Source organism: Halorussus salinus, from assembly GCF_004765815.2.
GTDB classification, from domain to species: Archaea; Halobacteriota; Halobacteria; order Halobacteriales; family Haladaptataceae; genus Halorussus; species Halorussus salinus.
In genome coordinates this window covers 996947-1016109 of sequence record NZ_ML974127.1, presented here as the reverse complement: position 1 = coordinate 1016109, position 19163 = coordinate 996947, and the positions used below count along the sequence as shown (strand labels likewise).

General features: G+C 68.7%; 16 protein-coding genes. 5 read left to right on the top strand and 11 right to left on the bottom strand.

Features of this window, described 5'->3' with window-relative positions:
- Positions 1 to 23 precede the first annotated feature (23 nt).
- Together EPL00_RS05140 and EPL00_RS05135 are read left to right on the top strand one after the other, a co-directional pair.
- The gene (locus EPL00_RS05140; protein ID WP_135851511.1) at positions 24 to 371 is read left to right on the top strand and encodes a hypothetical protein; all 348 of its coding nucleotides are present in this window, start codon (positions 24 to 26) and stop codon (positions 369 to 371) included.
- A 101-nt stretch (positions 372 to 472) separates the two neighbouring features.
- Positions 473 to 3205: a bacterio-opsin activator domain-containing protein gene (locus EPL00_RS05135; RefSeq protein WP_135851512.1), complete on the top strand. Its 2733-nt coding sequence runs from the start codon at positions 473 to 475 to the stop codon at positions 3203 to 3205.
- 41 nt (positions 3206 to 3246) lie between these two features.
- Here EPL00_RS05135 and EPL00_RS05130 read toward each other — a convergent pair whose 3' ends face one another.
- From EPL00_RS05130 to EPL00_RS05085, 10 genes are all read right to left on the bottom strand, one after another.
- Positions 3247 to 4338 (bottom strand): pyridoxal-phosphate-dependent aminotransferase family protein, encoded by a 1092-nt coding sequence (locus tag EPL00_RS05130; RefSeq protein ID WP_135851513.1) that lies wholly within the window; start codon positions 4336 to 4338, stop codon positions 3247 to 3249.
- 234 nt (positions 4339 to 4572) lie between these two features.
- Positions 4573 to 5118 (bottom strand): chemotaxis protein CheD, encoded by a 546-nt coding sequence (locus tag EPL00_RS05125; protein ID WP_135851514.1) that lies wholly within the window; start codon positions 5116 to 5118, stop codon positions 4573 to 4575.
- Entirely contained in the window at positions 5115 to 5882 is a 768-nt protein-coding gene (locus EPL00_RS05120; RefSeq protein ID WP_135851515.1) for a chemotaxis protein CheC, read from the bottom strand. The genes EPL00_RS05125 and EPL00_RS05120 overlap by 4 nt, the downstream gene beginning before the upstream one ends.
- Entirely contained in the window at positions 5879 to 6382 is a 504-nt protein-coding gene (locus tag EPL00_RS05115; RefSeq protein ID WP_135851516.1) for a chemotaxis protein CheW, read from the bottom strand. Before EPL00_RS05115 ends, EPL00_RS05120 begins: the two co-directional genes overlap by 4 nt.
- Positions 6383 to 6385: 3 nt before the next feature.
- On the bottom strand, positions 6386 to 8188 hold the full coding sequence (locus EPL00_RS05110) for a methyl-accepting chemotaxis protein (RefSeq protein WP_135851517.1): 1803 nt from the start codon (positions 8186 to 8188) through the stop codon (positions 6386 to 6388).
- 150 nt (positions 8189 to 8338) lie between these two features.
- On the bottom strand, positions 8339 to 8887 hold the full coding sequence (locus tag EPL00_RS05105) for a heme NO-binding domain-containing protein (protein ID WP_135851518.1): 549 nt from the start codon (positions 8885 to 8887) through the stop codon (positions 8339 to 8341).
- A gap of 61 nt (positions 8888 to 8948) precedes the next feature.
- Positions 8949 to 9509, bottom strand: a complete 561-nt coding sequence (locus EPL00_RS05100) for a heme NO-binding domain-containing protein (RefSeq protein WP_162224152.1) — start codon at positions 9507 to 9509, stop codon at positions 8949 to 8951.
- 644 nt (positions 9510 to 10153) lie between these two features.
- On the bottom strand, positions 10154 to 11524 hold the full coding sequence (locus tag EPL00_RS05095; protein WP_135851520.1) for a chemotaxis protein CheC: 1371 nt from the start codon (positions 11522 to 11524) through the stop codon (positions 10154 to 10156).
- Positions 11521 to 14742, bottom strand: coding sequence for an ATP-binding protein (locus tag EPL00_RS05090; RefSeq protein WP_135851521.1), 3222 nt, complete (start codon positions 14740 to 14742; stop codon positions 11521 to 11523). The genes EPL00_RS05095 and EPL00_RS05090 overlap by 4 nt, the downstream gene beginning before the upstream one ends.
- A 54-nt stretch (positions 14743 to 14796) precedes the next feature.
- Positions 14797 to 15165: a response regulator gene (locus tag EPL00_RS05085; RefSeq protein WP_135851522.1), complete on the bottom strand. Its 369-nt coding sequence runs from the start codon at positions 15163 to 15165 to the stop codon at positions 14797 to 14799.
- A gap of 162 nt (positions 15166 to 15327) precedes the next feature.
- Between EPL00_RS05085 and EPL00_RS05080 the strand changes: the two genes are divergently transcribed.
- From EPL00_RS05080 to EPL00_RS05070, 3 genes are all read left to right on the top strand, one after another.
- A complete protein-coding gene (locus EPL00_RS05080; RefSeq protein WP_135852461.1) occupies positions 15328 to 15690 on the top strand; it encodes a group I truncated hemoglobin in 363 nt (120 codons plus the stop codon).
- 224 nt (positions 15691 to 15914) lie between these two features.
- Complete coding sequence (locus tag EPL00_RS05075; protein WP_135851523.1) at positions 15915 to 17066, top strand: DUF3179 domain-containing protein; 1152 nt, start codon at positions 15915 to 15917, stop codon at positions 17064 to 17066.
- A complete protein-coding gene (locus EPL00_RS05070; protein ID WP_135851524.1) occupies positions 17066 to 17662 on the top strand; it encodes a hypothetical protein in 597 nt (198 codons plus the stop codon). The genes EPL00_RS05075 and EPL00_RS05070 overlap by 1 nt, the downstream gene beginning before the upstream one ends.
- Here EPL00_RS05070 and EPL00_RS05065 read toward each other — a convergent pair.
- Positions 17659 to 18846 (bottom strand): MFS transporter, encoded by a 1188-nt coding sequence (locus EPL00_RS05065; RefSeq protein ID WP_135851525.1) that lies wholly within the window; start codon positions 18844 to 18846, stop codon positions 17659 to 17661. The two genes, EPL00_RS05070 and EPL00_RS05065, sit on opposite strands and share 4 nt — an antisense overlap.
- Positions 18847 to 19163 lie beyond the last annotated feature (317 nt).

Here is a 19163-nt window from a genome sequence, read left to right as displayed (position 1 = left end):
GCCTCGCGCTCCACTCCCCCGATATGGACGACGCTGACCTGCGCGAACGACTCGAACAGCGACTGATGAGCCACGGCGTCTACGTCACGGACCTCTCGACCGACGACGGGACCCTCCACGTCGCCTACGAGACGGCCTCGCCCGGCGAGGAGGTACCCCACCGCGAGGTCGGTCGCGTCCTCAACCGACTGCTCGACCTCCTCGACGAAGGGTGGGAACCGCTGGACGTGCGCGCGGAGGTGTCGAGCATCGACGAGGAACCCCGCGGGACGTGGCGCGCGGACGGCGAGTGGCTGGCGGCCCACGACCGGGGTGACCTCTCGGACGTGGACCTCTCCCAGCGCGTCATCGACACCATCGAGGAGGCCTGACCGACTCGCGGGAGGGTCCGAGGGTCGCTTCTCGCCCCGCCCGAATCGACCCTTTCCGTTGACGGAATCACTTATGCTCCTCGGGCGTCTGTGAGACGAGCATGGACGCCGCGGACCCACTTGCAGACGCCCTCGCGGTCTTCGACTGCGCGGACTCCCCTTCGATGCCCTACACGACGAGCGAAGTCGCGGACGAACTCGACTGCTCTCGCCGGACCGCCTACAACCGACTCGAACGTCTCGTCGAGCGCGGCGACCTCGAAACCAAGAAAGTCGGCGCTCGCGGCCGGGTCTGGTGGCGGCCGCCCGACGCGGCGGCCCCGACCGACGACGCGGCCACCGACGCGGCCGATTCCGCCGACTCGGCCGACGGTACCGACCGACGCGAGCGCAAGCGCCGCGAGCGCGAACTCGTCCAGTACGAGCGCATCGTGGAGACGATAGACGACGGCGTCTACGTCTTGGACGACGAGTCGCGCTTCGTGACGGTCAACGCCGCCTACGAGGAGCTAACCGGCTACTCCCGCGAGCAGTTGCGCGGCCGACCGGCCGAACTGCTCGCCACCGACGACGAGGCGATGACGACCGCCGAGCGCGCCCACGAACGCATGGTCGATGGCGAGACCCGGAGCGCGAAGGTCACGACCGAAATTCGGACGAGCGAGGGCGAACGCGTCCCCGTCGAAGCCCGGTTCGCCCCGTACGGTCTCGAAGACGGCACCGGCCGGGTCGGAGTCCTGCGCGACGTGAGCGAGCGCCGCGAGCGCGAGCGGGAACTCGAACGCTACGAGACGGTGGTCGAGACCCTCTGGGACGGCGTGTACGCCCTCGACGCCGACGAGCGGTTCGTGATGGCCAACCAGCGATTCCTCGACATGACGGGGTACGACCGCGACGAGTTGCTCGGCGAACCCAGCGATCTGGTCCACGGCGAACCGGTCAACGCGACCGCCGAGGAGTTGAGCGCGGCGGTGTCGGCGGGCGACCGCGAAGGGGCGACCTTGGAGTTCGACCTCCTGACGAAGGGCGGCGAGGCGATTCCGGTCGAGAGTCGGTTCGGGCCGTACGGTCCCGACGACCGCTACGCCCGGACCGGCGTGGTCCGGGACGTGGCCGACCGCAAGCGATTCGAGGAGACCCTGAAGTCGCTCCACGACTCCACTCGGGACCTCCTCGGGGCGGAATCGCCCGAGGAGGTCGGCGAAGTCGTCGTGGCCGCCGCCACCGAAGTCTTGGACCTGCCGGGGGTCATCGTCTACCGCCACGACGCCGACGCCGAGCGACTCCGGCCCGCCGAGCGGTCGGTCGAAGCGGAGTTCATGCGCGAGGAGTTCCCCGCGGTTCCGGCCGACGACAGCAGTATCACCGGAAGCGCGTTCGGCGGCGGCGACCCGGTCCACCACGACGACATCGTGGCGGTGCCGAACCTGCACGTTGACCCCGAGGACACCGAGATGCGGGCCGGGTCGTTCGTCCCGATGGGCGACCACGGTCTCCTCGTCGTCGGGTCGCGCGAACCCGGCGAGTTCGACCATCGGACGCGCCAGTTGGTCGAACTGCTGGCCGCGAACGCCGAGGCGGCCTACGACCGCGTGGCCCGCGAGGCGGAACTCGTGCGCCACCGCGAGCAGTTGACCGCGCTCAACAACCTCAACGCGGTCGTCCGCGACATCAACGAGGCGCTGGTCCAGCAGTCCACCCGCGAGCAGGTCCAGCAGGTCGTCTGCGACCGGCTCGCGGCCGCCGAGTCCTACGAGTTCGCGTGGTTCGGCGTGGTGGACACCCACACCCAGACCGTCGAACTCGCCGCCGAGGCGGGCGTCGAGGGGTATCTCGACGACATCGAGATTTCGGTGAATCCCGACGACGACGCGTCGCGGGGACCCACCGGTCGAGCGGTCCAAACCGAGGAGATACAGGTGACGGACGACGTGTTCGAGGACTCCGACTACGACGAGTGGCGCGACCACGCCCGCGCCCACGGCTTCCGGTCGTCGGCCGCGATTCCGGTCGTCCACGAGGAGTCGCTGTACGGCGTGCTGAACGTCTATTCCGGTCGAGTCGGCGCGTTCGACGGCGAGGAGCGCCGCGTGGTCCGGCAACTCGGCGAGGTCGTCGGCCACGCCATCGCCGCCATCGAGCGCAAGCAGGCGTTGACCAGCGACGAGGTGGTCGAGTTGGAGTTTCGCATCCGGGACGTGTTCGAGGCGGTCGGCGTCTCCGAGAGCGAGGGCACAATCTCGTTCGACCGGGCGGTCCCGGTCGGCGACGACGAGTACATCGAGTACGGCACCGCGACCGGCGACGCGATGGAGTTGCTGACCGCGCTCCCCGAGAAGTTGTCCCACTGGACCGACGTGTCGGTCCTGCGCGAGCAGTTCGGCACGACCACCTTCGAGGTCCGCCTCTCGGAACCGCCGGTCATCTCGACGGTCGCGTCCAGCGGCGGGTACATCGAGAGCGCGACCGTCGAGGACGGCGACTATCGGATGACCTTACACTTCCCGCCGACCGTCGAGGTGCGGAACGTGGTCGAGCGCGTCCGAGACGCCTACCCCACCGTCGAGGTCGTGACCCGGCGGCAGGTCTCGCGGTCCGACGACTCGCTCCGGCGACTCGACGAGGTGCTGACCGACGAACTCACCGACCGCCAGCGGACCGCGCTGGAGACCGCCTACTTCGCCGGGTTCTTCGAGTGGCCCCGCGAGAGCAGCGCCCAAGAAGTCGCCCAGTCACTCGGCGTGGCCGACGCGACGTTTCACCAGCACGTCCGACTGGCCGAGGACAAACTGCTCGGCGCGCTGTTCGAGCAACCGGTGACTGCCATCAGGTGAGGAGTCGTTTCCGTGCGGACGACGCGCTCGCGTCGCCGAACTCACCCGAGGAGGGCCGCCAGCGCGTCCATCGTGCGCTCGACGCGCTCGGGGTCGGCGTTGTAACCCATGTGGCCGACCCGAAGCACGTCGTCCGCGAGGTCGCCGAGGCCGGTGGCGAGGACGACGCCGTGGTCCGATTCGAGGCGCGCTCGCAGGTCGCTGGCGGACTCCTCGACCCGGAACGCGGTCACGGTCGGCGAGCAGCGCGCGTCGTCCCCGGCGAACGGTTCGAGACCGAGGTCCCGGCCGCGCTCGCGGCACTGCGCGGCGACCTCCTCGTGGCGGTCGTACACCGATTCCAGCCCCTCGTCCAGCAGTCGGTCCAGCGAGGCTTCCAGCGCGTAGAGGTTCGAGACGGCGTGGGTGTAGGGGAGGTGGGGCGCGTCGTCGTCGGGAATCTCCACGCCGCGCCACGGTTCGAGGCTGGTGTAGAAGCTGTCTTGCTCGGTCTCCTCGACTTTCGTCCACGCCGCGTCGCTGACCGAGAGGGTAGTCAGGCCCGCGGGCGAACTGAAGCACTTCTGGGAGGCCCCGAGGCACACGTCGATGTTCTCGGTCGGGACCGGCGTCCCCCCGAGCGACGAGACCGCATCGACTATCGTCAGGACGCCCGCGTCCTGCAAGACCGCCAGTATCTCCTCGAAGTCGTTCAGCACGCCGGTCGGCGTCTCGCAGTGGACCATCGTCGCGGCGGCGAAGTCGTTGCTCTCGACGGTCTCTTTGACCGCCTCCACGTCGAATCCCGACTCGAAGGGCGCGTCGTGGAGTAGCGAGTCGCCGCCGTGGGTCTCCACGAAGTCCGCGAACCCCTCGCCGTAGATGCCGTTGGCCAGACAGAGTACGTCGTCGGTCTCCTCGACCAGCGACGCGACGGCGGTCTCCAATCCAAGGATGCCCTCGCCGCTGAGGACCACCACGTCGTCGTCGGTGCCGTAGACCCGCCCGAGTTCGTCGCAGAGGTCCCGGTAGAACGGGCCGAACTCGGCCTGCACGTCGGGGTTGAGCGGGGGTCGCCCCATCGCGTCCAGCACGTCCGGCGGGACGGCGGTCGGACCGGGCGTCATCAACAGGTCGTCGTCGGATTGGGTCATGGGGGTGTTTGGCACTCGGTGCGGTAAAGAGGCGTCGTTTACTTCTCGGATTCGGGTGAAGTCGTGATTTCTCGAATCGTAAGCTCCGGTTCGGCTGAGCATTCGCTGGCGGTCCGTTTCACCGGGCGTCCGGCCGGTCGGCCGCGGCGCGGCCGACTGGCCACGCGCCATCGGACGTAAACACGGAGTTATGCGAGAGAAATCTAGATATATTCTAAAGCAACTAAAACATGTCTACGGCTCGTCCCCATCCTCGTCGTCGCCCGTCCGGAGGAGAACCGGTTCGGGGTCGTAGGCCGTCAGGACCGCGATGCGGCCCGTCTCGGTGTCGAACTCCACGGTCCGGCCGCGCCCGCCGCCCACGTCCGCGCCCGCGACCGGCACGTCGAGGGCCGCGAACTCCTCGCGGGCGGTCGCCACGTTGTCGTCGCTGACCTCGCGCGGGAGTTCCCGGAGGTCCAGCAGGTCGCTCCCGCCGACGACGTACCCCTCCACGGCACCGAAACTCGCGCCCGCCGACACCGCCTCGCGGAGCATCGTCTCGACCGCCGCGTCCACGTACTTGCCGTCGCTGGTGCCGTCGCCCTCCGACTGCCGCGGGAGCATCGCGTGAGCCAACCCGCCGACCGCGCTCTCGGGGTCGTAGACCGCCAACCCGACGCACGCGCCGAGACCGTAGGCGACCAGCGTCGAACCGTCGGCGACGACCTCGTACTCCGAGACGCCGACCATCCGGCGCTCGCGGTCGGGGTCGTCGGGGGTCGTCTCGTAGGTCTTCACGCTATCACCCCGAGGTCCACCGCCGAGAGCTTCGTCAGGAACTCCGCTCTACCGGGGAACACGTAGACGGTCGCGTCCACGTCGTGACGGGGAATCCGGAGCCGCGACCGGATGAACAGCCCCACGTCGTACTGCTTGAGGATGCGCGAGACCAGCGTCTTCTCGGGGTCTTGGACCGCGACCGGCGACCCGGTGTCGATGGTCGTCTCGAACAGCGTCGCCCACTCGTCCACGAACCCGTTGGCCATCATGTTGCAGAGTTCGGTCAGCGCGTCCCGTCCCATCTCCGTCGAGACGGCCGAGAGGTCTTCGACCGCGCGCCGGAGCATCAGCGCCGCGGCCTTGTTCGCGCTCTCCATCGGGAACACGACCAGCACGTTCCCGACGAGCGGTTCGCTCAACAGGACGCGCGCCCCGGCGCGCTCCTCGGCCCGGAACTGCGAGGCCACGGTGCCCTGTTCGGCGTAGCCGATTTTGACCTGCTCGGTCGTCACGTCGAGGTCGTCGTCGAGTACGTCGTTGAGCCGCGATTCGACGCCGCGCACGCCCTCGTCGCCCAGCCAGTTCAGCACCGCGAGCGTCTTCAGCGGGAGCGAGGAGCCTCCGCCGCGAGCGGACGAGTCCGGTCCGGCGGTCGAGTCCGCCTCGTCGGTCGCGTCCGGTTCGCCGGTCGATTCCGCTCCGACCGTTCCGGTCCCGCGTTCGCGGTCGTCGGTCCGCTCGCCGTCGCTCGCTCGCGCGGCGTCGCCGTTCTCCGGCGTCACGACTGGTCCCTCGCGTTGTCCACCAGCACGTCCAAATCCAGCACCCCGACCGGTCGGTCGGCGCGCTCCGAGTCCTCGATCACGGCCCGGAACCACCGCCGACCGACCGGCGGGTCCCACGCCGCCTCGTGGGGCGCTCGGACGGTATCGACGTGGTGGGCGTCGATGCCCGCCACCTCCTCGACCAGCAGGCCGGTCGGCCGGGCGTCGCCGCGGTCCAGCACGACGAGCGTCGTCTCCGCGTCGTCCGGCCGCGCCGTCAGCCCGAGGAGGGCGCGGGCGTCCACGACGACCGGGAGTTCGCTCCCGAGGTTGGTCACGCCAGCGATTGCGGGGCCGGTCTGGGGCACGGGCGTCACGTCGGGGTCGGCGACGATTCGCTCGACGCGGCCGAGTTCCAGCCCGTAGGCGTGGTCTCCGAGCGGGAACCGGACGAACTCGACCCACTCGCGTCTGTTCTCGGTCGGGTCGGCGGCCGCCGCTCGACTCTCGCCGGACATCGGTCAGACCTCCTCGTCTCCGGCGGCCAGCGGGTCGGTCTCGGCGTCGTCGGCCAGCGGGTCGGTCTCGGCGTCGTCGGCCAGCGGGTCCGGGTCCTCCTCGTCGGTCGGCGGCTCCGCGTCGCCGTCGCCGACCGGTGGGTCGGACTCGTCGCGCTCGGGGGCGGTCGAGGAGACCGCCACGGAGTCGGTGTCGCGCTCGTCGGGGTGGGCGGCGTCCGGCGTCTCGCCGTCCGCGGGGTCCGGAACGGTGTCGCCGTCCGGAGGGTCACCGTCCGGGATGTCGCCCGTCTCGCCCGCGCCGCCGCCCTCGTCGCTCCGAGACGGCGACGCCGCCTCGCTCGCCTCGTCGGTGTCGAACGAGTCGAGCGCGTTGCTGAGTTGGGTCGCCTGCGCGGCGAGGTCGCTCGCGCTCTCGGAAACCTGCGAGAGCGCCATCGTCTGGGATTCGGCGGAGGCGGCGACCGTCGTCGCCTCGTCGGTGATGCCCTCGCTGACCGCCGCGGCCTCCTCGACCATATCGAGGGCTTCCTTCGTGGAGTCGGCCTGCTCTCGGGTCGCGTCCGAAATCTCTTGGACGCCAGCGTTGGTCTCTTGGGCGTAGCCCGCGATGTCCGCGAGCGCCTCGGCGGCGTTCTCCACCGAGTCGGTCTGCTGGGCGATGCGCTCGCTGGTGTCCCGAACCTCGTCCACGGTCCGGTCGGTCTGGTCCCGAATCCCGTTCAGACGCTGTTCGATGTCGGCGGCCGCCTCCTTGGTGCGCTCGGCGAGGTCCTTGATTTCGTTCGCCACGGCCGCGAAACCCGCGCCCTGCTCGCCAGCCCGCGAGGCCTCGATGTGGGCGTTCAGCGCGAGCATGTTGGTCTGCTCGGCGATTTCGGAGATGAAGTCGATGAGTTCGTCCACCTGCTGGACCTCGGCTTCGAGGCTCTCGATGGCCTCCACCGTGTCCTCGGACTCGCTCTCGATGTCGTTCATCCCCTCCACGGCGTCGGTCGCGGCCGCGCGGCCCTCCCGTCCCGTCTCGGCGGTTCGCTCGGCGATGGAGGCCACTTCGTCGGTCGAGGCCGCGACTTCCTGCACCGCGGTCGAGAGGCGGTTCATCTGGTCGGTCGCGGCCCGCAGGTCGTCGGTCTGAGCCTCGGCGTCCGCGGAGATGTCCCGGAGCGACTCCACGACGCGGGAACTCCCGTCGCTGACCTCCTCGGTACTCAGCGTGACCTCTTGGCTGTAGGTCGCCACCTCGTTGGCGAACCGGGTCAGGTTGTCCACGGTCTCCTCGAACTCCGAAATCATCTCGTTGAACTCGGTGGCGACGCGGTTCATCGCCTCGCTCTCGGAACTGGGGTCCATGCGCTCGTCCAGATTGCCGTCGGCGCACCGACGCATGACCTCGCCGTACTCGTCGGCCTTCTGCTCGACGTGGGCGGCCTCGTCCTCCGCGGCGAGTCTGGCCCGGTGCTGGTCGAGGAGCGTCTCGTGGGTGTCGGCCATCGAGTCGGCGACCCGACCCACGGCGTCGATGCGGGCCGACTCGAAGGTCGGCTCCTCGCCGTCGGCCCGGCGGTCGGCGCTAGCCACGAGCCGGTCGAGCGACCGACTCGCGCGCCACGATACGGTCGTTCCGACGACGCCCGCGACGAGCGCGCCGCCGAGTGTCGCACCGACGACAGTCCGGTCGAACTGACCGGTCGCGTACACGCAACCGGCCGCGGCCGCGCCGACCAGCACCATCGTCAGACCGAACTTCAGCGAGTACCGCCGCCTGACGAACGCAGGGACGAGTGCGCGCGGAAAGTTAGACATTGAGCAAACCCATTCGGCAGGGCGTAATAAATCTTCACGCAACATGAACGATTGGTTATAAAATATCGGAGAGAAGAAAATTCAATTGACGGCTCTCACCTCCGAATTTTCGCCAGCGGGAAGCGCCGTCCGCGCTCCGGAACCGCGGACCTATCGGGAGACGACCAGTTCGCAGTGGTTGCCCTCGCGGTGCGTGCAGGTCGGTTCGGCCACCCGAACCTCCTCGTCGTAGTGGTCGGCCACGCCGCGGACGATGCCCTTCGCCACGAAGCAGAGGCGACGCGGCGACCGGTAGCGCACCCGCACCTGCCGCTCGCCGTCGTCGGTCTCCTCGCGGCGACAGTCCAACTCCGGCGGGTCGAGGTCGGGGTTGTGCGCCCGAAGGACGGTGTGAATGTTCTCCTCGGCGTTCGCCACCACGTCCAGCGTCGTCCAGTCGTCGGCGACGACGTTGCCGTAGGTGGCGAGGAGTTGCCCCGCGGCGAACCGGCCGAACTCCTCCAGCAGGTCGGGAATCGCGGTCCCCGTCTCGTCGCCGATGGCCTCCACGAGTCGAACCAACTCGCCGTCGTCGTAGGTGTCGATGGGCAGGTACACCCGCCCGTCGAGGTCCGCCGCGTGACGGACGGTATCCCACGTCTCGTGGCCGTGGTCGCGCACCACGAAGTCTTTCAGCGATTTGAAGATGATGCCGTGCATGGATGGCCTCTCGTGGAGGAGTCCGGGAGCGGAGACGGGCGTTCGCGGGCGGGCGGTCGGGTCACGCCTCGCCCGGACCGCTGACGAGGAGTTCGCACCGGTCGTCGCCGTCGCGCATACACGTCGGTTCCTCGACGGCGAACTCCTCGTCGTAGTAGTCGCCGATACCGGTCAGCAGGCCCTTGGCGAGCGGGCAGAGTTCCCGCTCGGAGGTGTACGTGACCTTCACCGTCTCGTCGCCGACCCACTCCGCGGAGAGTGCGGGCGGCGTGTACGTCGAGAGTTGCTTGGCGCGCAGGGCCTCGTGAATGTACGTCTCGACGTTGGCTATCAGTTCGAGGCCGGTCCAGTCGCTCCCGACGTGGACGCCGTAGGTCTCGACCAGCGCCGGGACCAGAAACTGCCCGAACGAATCGAGGAGGGCCGGGACCTCCTCGCCGGTCGCTTCCGAGGCCGCATCGACCAGACTCAACACGTCGGCGTCGTCGTACTCGGTCACGGGGACGTAGACTTTCCCGCCGACTCCGGCGGCGTCCTGAATCGCGTGCCACGCCTCGCGGTCGTACTCCGTCGTCACGAAGTCCTTGAGTCCTTTCAGCACGATACCGTGCAAAGCTGACACCACCGTTTCCCGAGGAGTCGGTTTCGAGGCGATGCGGGCCGGGTCGGCTGGACGGGAGCCGCCGCCCGCTGGCGGGTTCGGACGCTCGGCCGACCCCTCCGACGCTGATACATGTTCGAATCGGAGTCACACTGATACTATAACTGTTCTGGCCGTTCGGGCGATGAATCTACGGTTCTCGTCGCGGGATGTGTCGGGTTCGTGGTCGTGAATCGGAGACTTCGGCGGTTTCCGGGGGTGTGTCGGTGGTGAATTCGACCGAAGGAGACGACTGGAGAAGACGACTGGAGAACGTGTCGAGAAGCTAGCGTCAGGCTCGAACAGAGGAGTCTCCCGCCCAGCACCGCACAGCACTGCAACCGCAGGCCACGTCCTCCCCAACCGCTTGCGCTACTCGCACCGGGAGACGTTCCTGCTCGCTTCGCTGCGCGGGCTGCGACTCCCGAGCCTTCGGGCGCTTCGCTCCCGAAGACTTCGCTGCGTTGCTAAGCCCTCACGCGGTGGGCGCGGCCCGGAGGCCGCGCCGTCGGACAAACCGCGTCCGACGAGCCATGCGCTCACATCCGTTCGCGCAGACGCCCGCACGCGCCGGGTCGGAAAATCGAGGTCAGCGTGCGCCGAGTCGGAGAGTCGAGCTATCGCCCTCAGAGCGATTCCCAGTACTCCAAGTCCATCTCGGCGTCCGAGATGTCGGTGTCGGCCTCGGGTTGGGTGTCGGCCACCCGGCCCATGTCGAACGCGCCGAGCGCCTCGCGGAGGTCCTCCTCGTCCGGAATCACGTAGATGTCGAGGTCCACCTCGGTATCGACCGCCTCGATTCGGGTGTCGAAGACGAACGCGAACTCCTGAGACTCGCCGAGACCGACCACGAGGGGGTCCACTACCGCCGCGCCCATGTCGTGGGCGTAGGCTGGCGTCGAGTGGTCGATGGTCGTGTCCAGCAGGTTCGCCCACCCGTCGAGCATCCCGCTGGCCATCACGTTCGACAGTTCCTGAATCGCGTCGCGCTCGAACTCCCCGAGACCCGGCGCGGTCCCGGTCTCCGCGCTCCGGCCCGCCAGTCGCCGGGCGGACTCCTCGCCGAACAGAAAGAGGAGGTAGCCGCTGGGCATCCCGGCGAAACTGAACGCGACGCCGACCTTCCGCTCGGTCGAAACCTCACTCGGAATCGCGTCGAGCGAGATGAAGTTGATGCGCCGGATGTCCACGTCCATCTCGATGCCGGTCATCTGGGTCAGGTTGGCCGCCACCTGCGCCGCGCCGCGCTGGGCGATGCGGTCGAACCCGACCAACTTCTCGAACTCGATGGCGCGCTCCTCGGTCCGCGCTCGAAACAGACGCTGGACCGTCTCGGTGTCGGGCACGAGGTAGTGGCGGAACGCCAGTTCTTCGCCGACCGCTTCGAGGTTGTTCCGGAACAGGACCGCGAGGTCGTCTTCCGTCTCGCTCTCGTCCGCCTCGGACCCGCCGGACCTGCCGAACCCGCCGGACTCGCTGGACCTGCCGAACCCGCCGGACTCGCCGGACCTGCCGGACCCACCACTCTCCCGACCGCCGAGCGCCAGCGTCTCGTCGTCCAGAAACTCGTCGGGGTGGTCGGCGGCGACGTAGGTCGGGGCCGACACGTCGATGTTCGCGTCCAGCACGTTCGCCCACCCGTCCACGAACCCGTTGTTCATGATTTGGGCGATTTCGGTCAGGGTGCTGTCCCGTAGCGTTCCCTCCTCGACGGTCGGAATGTCCTCGACGACCGCCGAGGAGATGGTAGAGGCGCTCTCCCGGTCGAACAGGAGCAGGGAGGTCCCGCCGAACCCGTCCGAGAGACCGACCCGGATGCCGACCCACCCGGTGTCGGTCAGGTCGCGGGCGATGGAGGCGTCGCGGGTGAAGTTGAGGTGCGTGACGTTGACCCGCGCCGGAATGTCGGTCATCGAACTCAGCCGGTTCGCCGCCAGTCCGGCCCCCTCGCGGGCCATCTCGTAGAACGTGCCGAGGGTGTCCACGTCGAGTTTCATAGCGTTCCCACGTCCAGCACGTTGACCGCCTCGCCGTCGCCGAGCGTCGTCGCGCCGCTGACGCCGGGCACGTCCCGCAACAGGTCGCCGTAGGGCCGGACCACGACCTCTTGGGAGGCGACCACGCGGTCACACCGGAGCGCGAGTCGGCCCGACTCGTGGCGAATCCAGACGATTTGGGGGTCCGGGACGGCGCTTTCGGACTCCAGTCCGGCGGTCTCGGCGAGTCCGAGCGCGCTCCGGAGGCTCCGGACCGGGTAGGCGTCGTCGGCCTCGACGCCCTCCGGCAGTCCGCCCACCAATTCGAGGTTCGACCGGCGGACCACCTCGCGGCCCTCGCTCTCCTCGACCGGCGGCGCGGCGGTAATCTGCTCGACCGAAACCATCGGAATCCCGAACGTCTGGCCCGCGACCTCCACGAACAGGACTTCGGTGAGCGCGATGGAGACGGGTACGCGAAGGCGGACCGTGGTCCCGTAGCCCGGTTCGCTCTCGACGGCAACCGAGCCGTTGAGGTCCGCGACGGTCCGGTTCACCACGTCCATCCCGACGCCGCGACCGCTCACGTCGGTCACCTCCTCGGCGGTCGTGAAGCCCGGTTCGAAGAGGAGGTCGTAGGTCTCGTCGTCGGACAGTCGCTCGGCCTCGGTCGCCGAGACCACGCCGTTCTCGACGGCCCGCTCGCGGACCGCCTCGGGGTCCACGCCCCGGCCGTCGTCGGCCAACTCCACGACCACCTCGTCGCCGACGCGCTCGGCCGAAATCTCGACCGTGCCGGTCCGGGGCTTCCCGGCCGCCTCGCGCTCGTCGGGCGACTCGATGCCGTGGTCCACCGCGTTTCTGGCGAGGTGGACCAGCGGGTCGCGCAGGCGGTCCACGATGGAGCGGTCGAGTTCCACGTCGGCGTCGCTGACCGCCAGTTCGACCTCCTTGCCCTGCGAACGCGCCACGTCCCGGACCGTCCGCGGAATCGTCTCGACGGCGGTTTCGAGGGGCATGAGTCGCACGTCCATCACGGTCCGGCGGTAGTCGGTCAGCACGCGCAGGAGGTTCGAGACCTCCTCGCGGATGGCGTCGTCGGTGTCGGGACCGACCGCCTCGTCCAGTCGGAGATGGGTCAGCGACAACTCCTCGGCGACGTTCAGGAGTTCGTCGGCGGTGTCCACGTCCACGGTCATCGCCCGCAAGCGGTCGAACTCGTCGCCCGCTCGCCCGCGGTCGGAGCGCCCGCCGGTCGGGAACCGCTCGGCGTCGAGGCGGCTCTCCTCGATGGTCGTCACCGCCGACCGGAACACCGCGCCCTCGTCTGGTTCGTCGTCGGTCTCCTCGCCGAGGAGGTCGCCGAAGCGCGACTCGAACGCGGCCATCTCGTCGTCCACGGACACGTCCATCCCGGTTCCGGCCGCGTCGTCCGCGACCCCGGCCGAGTCGCCGAGGTCCGCGTCGAAGTCGGCGTCTAACTCCGCGCCGAGGTCGGCGTCCAAGTCCACGCCGAGGTCGGTCTCGGGCATCGAGTCGGCGTCCGGCGTCGAGTCGGCGTCCGGTATCGAACCGTCGTCCGGTATCGCACCGTCGTCCGGTATCGCACCGTCGTCCGGTATCGTATCAGCATCCGGTACCGAATCGGCGTCCGGCACCGAATCCGCGTCCGGCACCGACTCGTCGTCCGCCCCATCAGCGACGGACACCTCGCCGGATGCGGCGTCCGCGGGGTCGTCGGTTGCCGTCCGGTCGCCGGTTTCCGGTTCGTCGGTCGCCGGTTCGTCGGTCGCTCCGGGGTCCGCCTCGGTCTCGGTCCCGAAGACGAAGGTGTTGGTCTCGGTCTCCTCGTCGGCCGCTTCGTCCGATTCGGTGGGTACGGATTCGGAACGTCCTGCGTCGCCGGACTCGTCGGCGGTCGGCTCCTCGGTCTCGTCGCTCTCGTCTGTCCGGTGAGTCTCGTCTGTCCTGTCGGTTTCCGTAGTCTCGTCACTGCCAACTGTCTCGTCGGTCGGCGCGTCGTCGGCACTCGGGTCGGCGTCCGCGAGTCCGAGCGGATCGCCGATACCCTCCGTCTCGGTCGCGTCCGCCGCGTCGCCAGCGAGCGGGTCGGTCTCGGTGGCCGATTCGATGCCAGCGGTCGGGTCGGCGCTCTGTTCGTTGGAGTCGTCGGCCGCGTCCGAGTCGAGTCCGAGGAGGTCCGGCGGCAGGTCCACGGGGTCGTCGCTCCCATCGGAGTCGCCCGTAGCGTCCGAGTCGTCGCTGACTCCCGAGTCGTCGGCGGCCGCCGCTTCCGCGCCGGACGCCTCGTCCGCTGGCCCGACCGACGAGTCGTCGGTGGCGTCGTCCGGTTCGAGCGCCATCAACTCCTCGATGGTGTAGTCGTCCTCGTCGTCGAACTCGCCGAACTCCACCGCGTCGATGTCCGCCTGTAGCGATTCGATGTCGTCCTCCTCGACCGCCGCCTTGGTCTCCTCGAAGAACGACGAGGGTTCGTCGGGCGTCTCGGTCGGTCGGTGGGTCTCGGCAGATTGGTGACTCTCGGCCGGTTCGGGGGGAGGTCCGTCCGGCGCATTTTGGTCCTCCGCCCCGTCCACCCCGCCGTCGTCCAGCATCCCCCAGCCGTCGAGTTCGTCGTCGTCGTCAGGCGCGTCCATCCCGTCGAGGAGCGCGTCCAAGTCGTCGAACTCAGTGGTCTCTTCGAGCGCCGCGACCACGTCGTCGCTCAGGTCGTCGTCCGCGGGGTCCCACTCGTCGGGGTCGGCGAGGTCGGGCGCGGGGGCGTCCGGCGTCGCGGACTCCGCGGTCTCCTCGGAGGCGTCCGCCGAGGAGCCTTCGTCGGGCGTCCCGCCGGGCGACTCGGCGCGCGCGGCGTCCAGCGCCTCCCGGAGCGCGGCCCGCGTCGCGTCCGCGTCGCCGTTGACCGACCCGCCGACCGCGGCCGCCCGGACCGTCGCTTCCAGTAGGTCCACGGCGTCGAGCGCCGCGTCCACGAGGTCGGGAGAGGGTTCGACCTCGCCCGCCCGGAGCGCGTCCAGCACGTCCTCGACGGCGTGGGCGAGGTCCCCGGCGTCGTCCAGTCCGTGCGTGTGACACGACCCCTTCAGCGAGTGGGCGACCCGGAAGAGTTCGGGGACCGCGACCGCGGCGTCGTCGCGCTCGACCGCCAGCAGACCGTCGTTCAGCGCGCGAATCTGGGACTTGGCCTCGCGGAAGAACGCCTCGTCAGTCGGTGCCATCCCGGCACCTCCGCGAGGAGTCTCGACGGCGCTGGCTGGCGTCCGCGGGCCTCGTCACGTCACCACCCCGTCGATGGCTTCGGTTAGCTCCTCGTCTTCGAAGGGTTTGGTGATGTAGGCGTCCGCCCCGGCCCGCGCCGCCAACTGTATCTTCTGGCGCTGGCCGACGCTGGTACACATGATGACCCGCACGTCGTCGTCCAGTTTCTTGATGGCCGCGGTCGCTTTCAGCCCGTTGGCCTTCCGCATCACGATGTCCATCAGAATCAGGTCCACCTCGTCGGCGTTCTCCTTGTACTTCTGGATGGCCCACGCGCCGTTGGGCGCTTCGGCGACGATTCGGTACCGGTCGTCGGCCAGCGCGCTCTTGACCCGCTGGCGCATGAACTCCGAGTCGTCCACGATGAGAATCCCGGTCTTCATGACATCATACTCGTTAGTTAGGCGATACCGTGCATAGCATAAAACATTACTCCTCGGACCGGAAATTCGACCGATGGTAGTCGGTTCAGAAGCCCGAGAGCCGAAAATATGACACCTATCGGCCAATAAATTGAAGGCGAGTCCATGTCTGGCTACGGACAGATGTCCGGGACCCTCTACGACCGCCTCGGCGGCGAAGACGCGATAGCGGCCGTCGTGGACTCGTTTTACGATCGCGTCCTCGGCGACGAGCGAGTCGAACACTACTTCGAGGAGACCGACGTGTCGGCGCTCCGCGCCCACCAGACCCAGTTCCTCTCGTCGGTGGCTGGCGGGCCGGTCGAGTACGACGGCCGGGACCTCGAAACCGCTCACGACCACCTCGGAATCGACGCCCGCGACTTCAAAATCGTCGCCCACCACCTCGACGAGGCGCTGGCCGAGTTCGACGTGTCCGAAGACGACCGGAAGACGGTCATCGCCGCGGTCGGCGAACTCCAGTCGGCAATCGTCTCCGCGGAGTGAGGACGCCGCAGGCGCGAGGACACCACAGGTACGAGGACACCACAGGCGCGAGGACACCACAGGCGCGAGGGTCTCTGCGAACCGGCGCGGAACGGACGCTACCCGCCGGAAATTACAATTACTACTGTCTGAGATGAGTCCGTTTCCGCGACCGGACCGGCGGGTGTGCAGTCCGACGACACAGCCGTAGAAGCGTTAACGTTCTACAAGGGCTACCGACCGGCATGGAACGGACTTCGAGACGGCGGTTCGTAGCCGCGGCGGGCGTCGCGCTGACCGGGCTATCGGGGTGTATCGGGGGACTCACCGCGGAGGGAGTCGAGGGGGAGAGCGAAGGCGGGGAGGGAGGAGCCGAGGAGAACGAGGGCCGCGCGGAGCAATCGACCACCGCGTCCGGCGAGCGCGTGGATGGCGTTCCGCTCCGCGCGTCGGCGCTCCCCGTCGAGTACGACTTCGCCGCGCTCCGCGAGGAGGTCCTGTCGGGCGGCCCGCCGAAGGACGGCATCCCGTCGATAGACGAACCGAAGTTCCGGGACGCCGGAGAAGCGGACTCGGAGCTGCGACCCGAGGACGTGGTGTTCGGTCTCGTCCGCAACGGCGAGGTGAAAGCCTACCCCCAGAAGATTCTGGTCCAGCACGAGATAACGAACGACGTAGTGGGCGGCGAACCGGTCGCCGTGACCTACTGCCCGCTGACCGGGACCGCGATGGGGTTCCAACGGGGCGAGACCACCTTCGGCGTGTCGGGCAAACTGGTGAACAACAACCTCGTGATGTACGACCGGGCGACCGACAGTCGGTGGCCACAGGTCCTCGGCACCGCGATTTCCGGCGAGTTCGAGGGTCGGTCGCTACGGGAGTTCCGACTCGTCTGGACCACGTGGAAGCGGTGGCAGGCGGCCCATCCGGAGACGCGGGTCCTCTCGACGGAGACCGGCTACGTCCGCAACTACGGACAGGACCCCTACGGCTCGTACGTCCCGAATCCGTCGGGATACTACGTCCGAGACTCGACGCTGTTCCCGCCGCTCCGGCGCGACGACCGCCTGCCGAACAAGCGGGTCGTCCTCGGCGCGCGGCTTCCGGGGGAAGAATCGCGGCTCGCCTTCGAGAAGCCCGCGCTCCGAGCGGCGAAACTGCTGTCGGCGTCGGTCGGCGACGCCGCGTCCCTCGCGGTCTACGACCCGAGGCTCGACACGGGCTACGTCTATCGGAACCCCGAAGACCGGTCGTTCGACTACGCGGACGGGCAGGCAGTTTCGTCGGACGGCAGGAGCTACGACCCCGCGGACCTCCCACTCGACCGGACGTACGCCTTCGACGCGATGTGGTTCGCGTGGTCGGGGTTCTACCCGAGTACGGAGGTCGTCCAGTAGTGGCGACCGAAACGCACTCGCGCGGCCCGGTCGGCCGAACCGTCTCCCGAACTGGATTCGCGGTCCGGGCGGCGCTCGGGCGGCGCGACGGGTTCGCGGTGTTCGCGGGCGCGACGGCGCTCTACCTCGTGGTGTATCTCTGGTTGGGCGACCTCCTCGCGTTCGACGGGAGCGGCGAGGTCGGAATACTCGTCGCCGAGAACCCGCTCGAACGCTTCTTCCGGCCAGCCAATAGCGCCCTCTCCTTCGAACCGGTCGCGCTCGTGGAGTTCGGCGTCGGCACGTATCTGTTCTCGCTGAACACCCTCCTCGGGTTGGGAATCGCGCTTCTCGTCGGGGTGAACCTCGCGGTGACGTATCTCGCGTGGCGACAGCCGACGGCCTGCGGCATCGCCTCGTCGTCGGGCCTCCTCGCGGGAGTTCCGGCGCTGTTGTCGGGCGCGGCGTGCTGTGGACCGCTCGTCCTCGTCATCTTCGGGATTCAGGCGTCGAGCGCGGCGCTGACCGTCTTCCAGTGGCTGATTCCCCTCGCGGTGGTCCTGCTGGTCGGGAGTCTCCTGTGGGTCGGTCGAACGGTGGACCCTGCGCTGGTCTAACTGCCGGACAGGACGAGCGTCGCCGCGACGCCCGCGAACCCGACCACGCCCGCCGCGAGCAGGAGCGGCCGATACCCCGTCTCGACCGCGACTCCGGCGAACAGAATCGGCCCGACCGCGCGCCCGAGGAAGGTGACGCTGTTGCGGAGGCTCAAGGCTCCGGCGCGGTACTCCGCGCTCACGAGGTCGCTCAACAGCGCGTCCACCGAGGGCATCGTCAGGCCGACGCCAGCGCCGAAGACGACGACACCAGCGACCAGTACCGGAAGCGTGGCGGCCCACCACGCGACCAGCAGGCCGACCCCGTAGCAGGCGTAGCCGACCGCGACGATGCGCTCGTCGGACAACGAGGTAGCGATGCGGCCGTTCGCCGCGGCGACGGCGGCCGAGACGGCTTCCGCGACGGTGACGACGCCGCCGACGAAGACGGGCGAGACGCCGTAGGTCCCGACCAGCAGGAACGGCATCGCGGTGATTATCGTGCCGAACAGCAGAACCTCGGTCACGAGCGCCGTCGCGTAGGGCACGACGGCGGCCCGGCGCGCGAGATTGCTGGCCGCCGCACGGAGGTAGGTCGCGCCGCGTCTCGTCGGGGTCTCCTCGACGGCGGTCTCCTCGAGCGCGACCCACGCGAACAGCGCGACGGGAAGTCCGAGGAGGTACGCGGCGAACGGCGCGTTCCACGAGATGGTGACCAGATACCCTCCGAGTAACGGGGAGACCGCCGCGCCGGACGCGAGAACCGCGGTGTTGACCCCGAGAACGGCGTTGCGCTGGACGCCCTCGAAGGCGTCGCCGACGAGCGTCACGGTGGTCACGAAGATGCCCGCCGCCGCGGTGCCCTGCACGAGTCGGACCGCGAGAACGACCCGGAACGGCGGCGCGAGTGCGATTGCGCCGCCAGCGAGGCTGAAGACGACCAGCGAGGGGACGAGGACGCGCTTGCGCCCGATTCGGTCGGCGAGCAGGCCGATGAACGGCGAGAGGACGATGCCCGTCAGGAAGTACACGGAGACGAGGAGACTGGTCGTCGCGTCCGTGAGCGCGAACTCCTCGCGGACGACCGGGAGCGCGGGGCTGAGCAGCGGGACGCCAAGCGGTGCGAGCGCGGTCGCCGCGAAGACGACTCTGACCGTGGACGAACTCCACGGGACGGCGGTGGAATCGCTGGCTTCGGTACTCACGACGAGCGTCCTCCGGAAGTAGCCGTGCCTCTTATCGGCGTTGGCTGACTACGAGTATTTTTCGTGCGACGTGTATCGCATTTGCACTCGTACTGACGGCCCCCACGAGAGAAACGGTCACTCCACCGGTATCCGGACCAGAAATCGTGTTCCGAATCTGCGTCTTTCTTTTATCTCCTACTTCTCGGAAGTTCACGACCGCCTTGACGATTGAAAGCCGATGCGGCGGTCTCTCTTTAGGAAAGAGATTGAACTCAGGCTTAGTGAAGACCGAGGGATAGCAACGAGTGAACGGCCGAATAGGAGAAATCAACTTT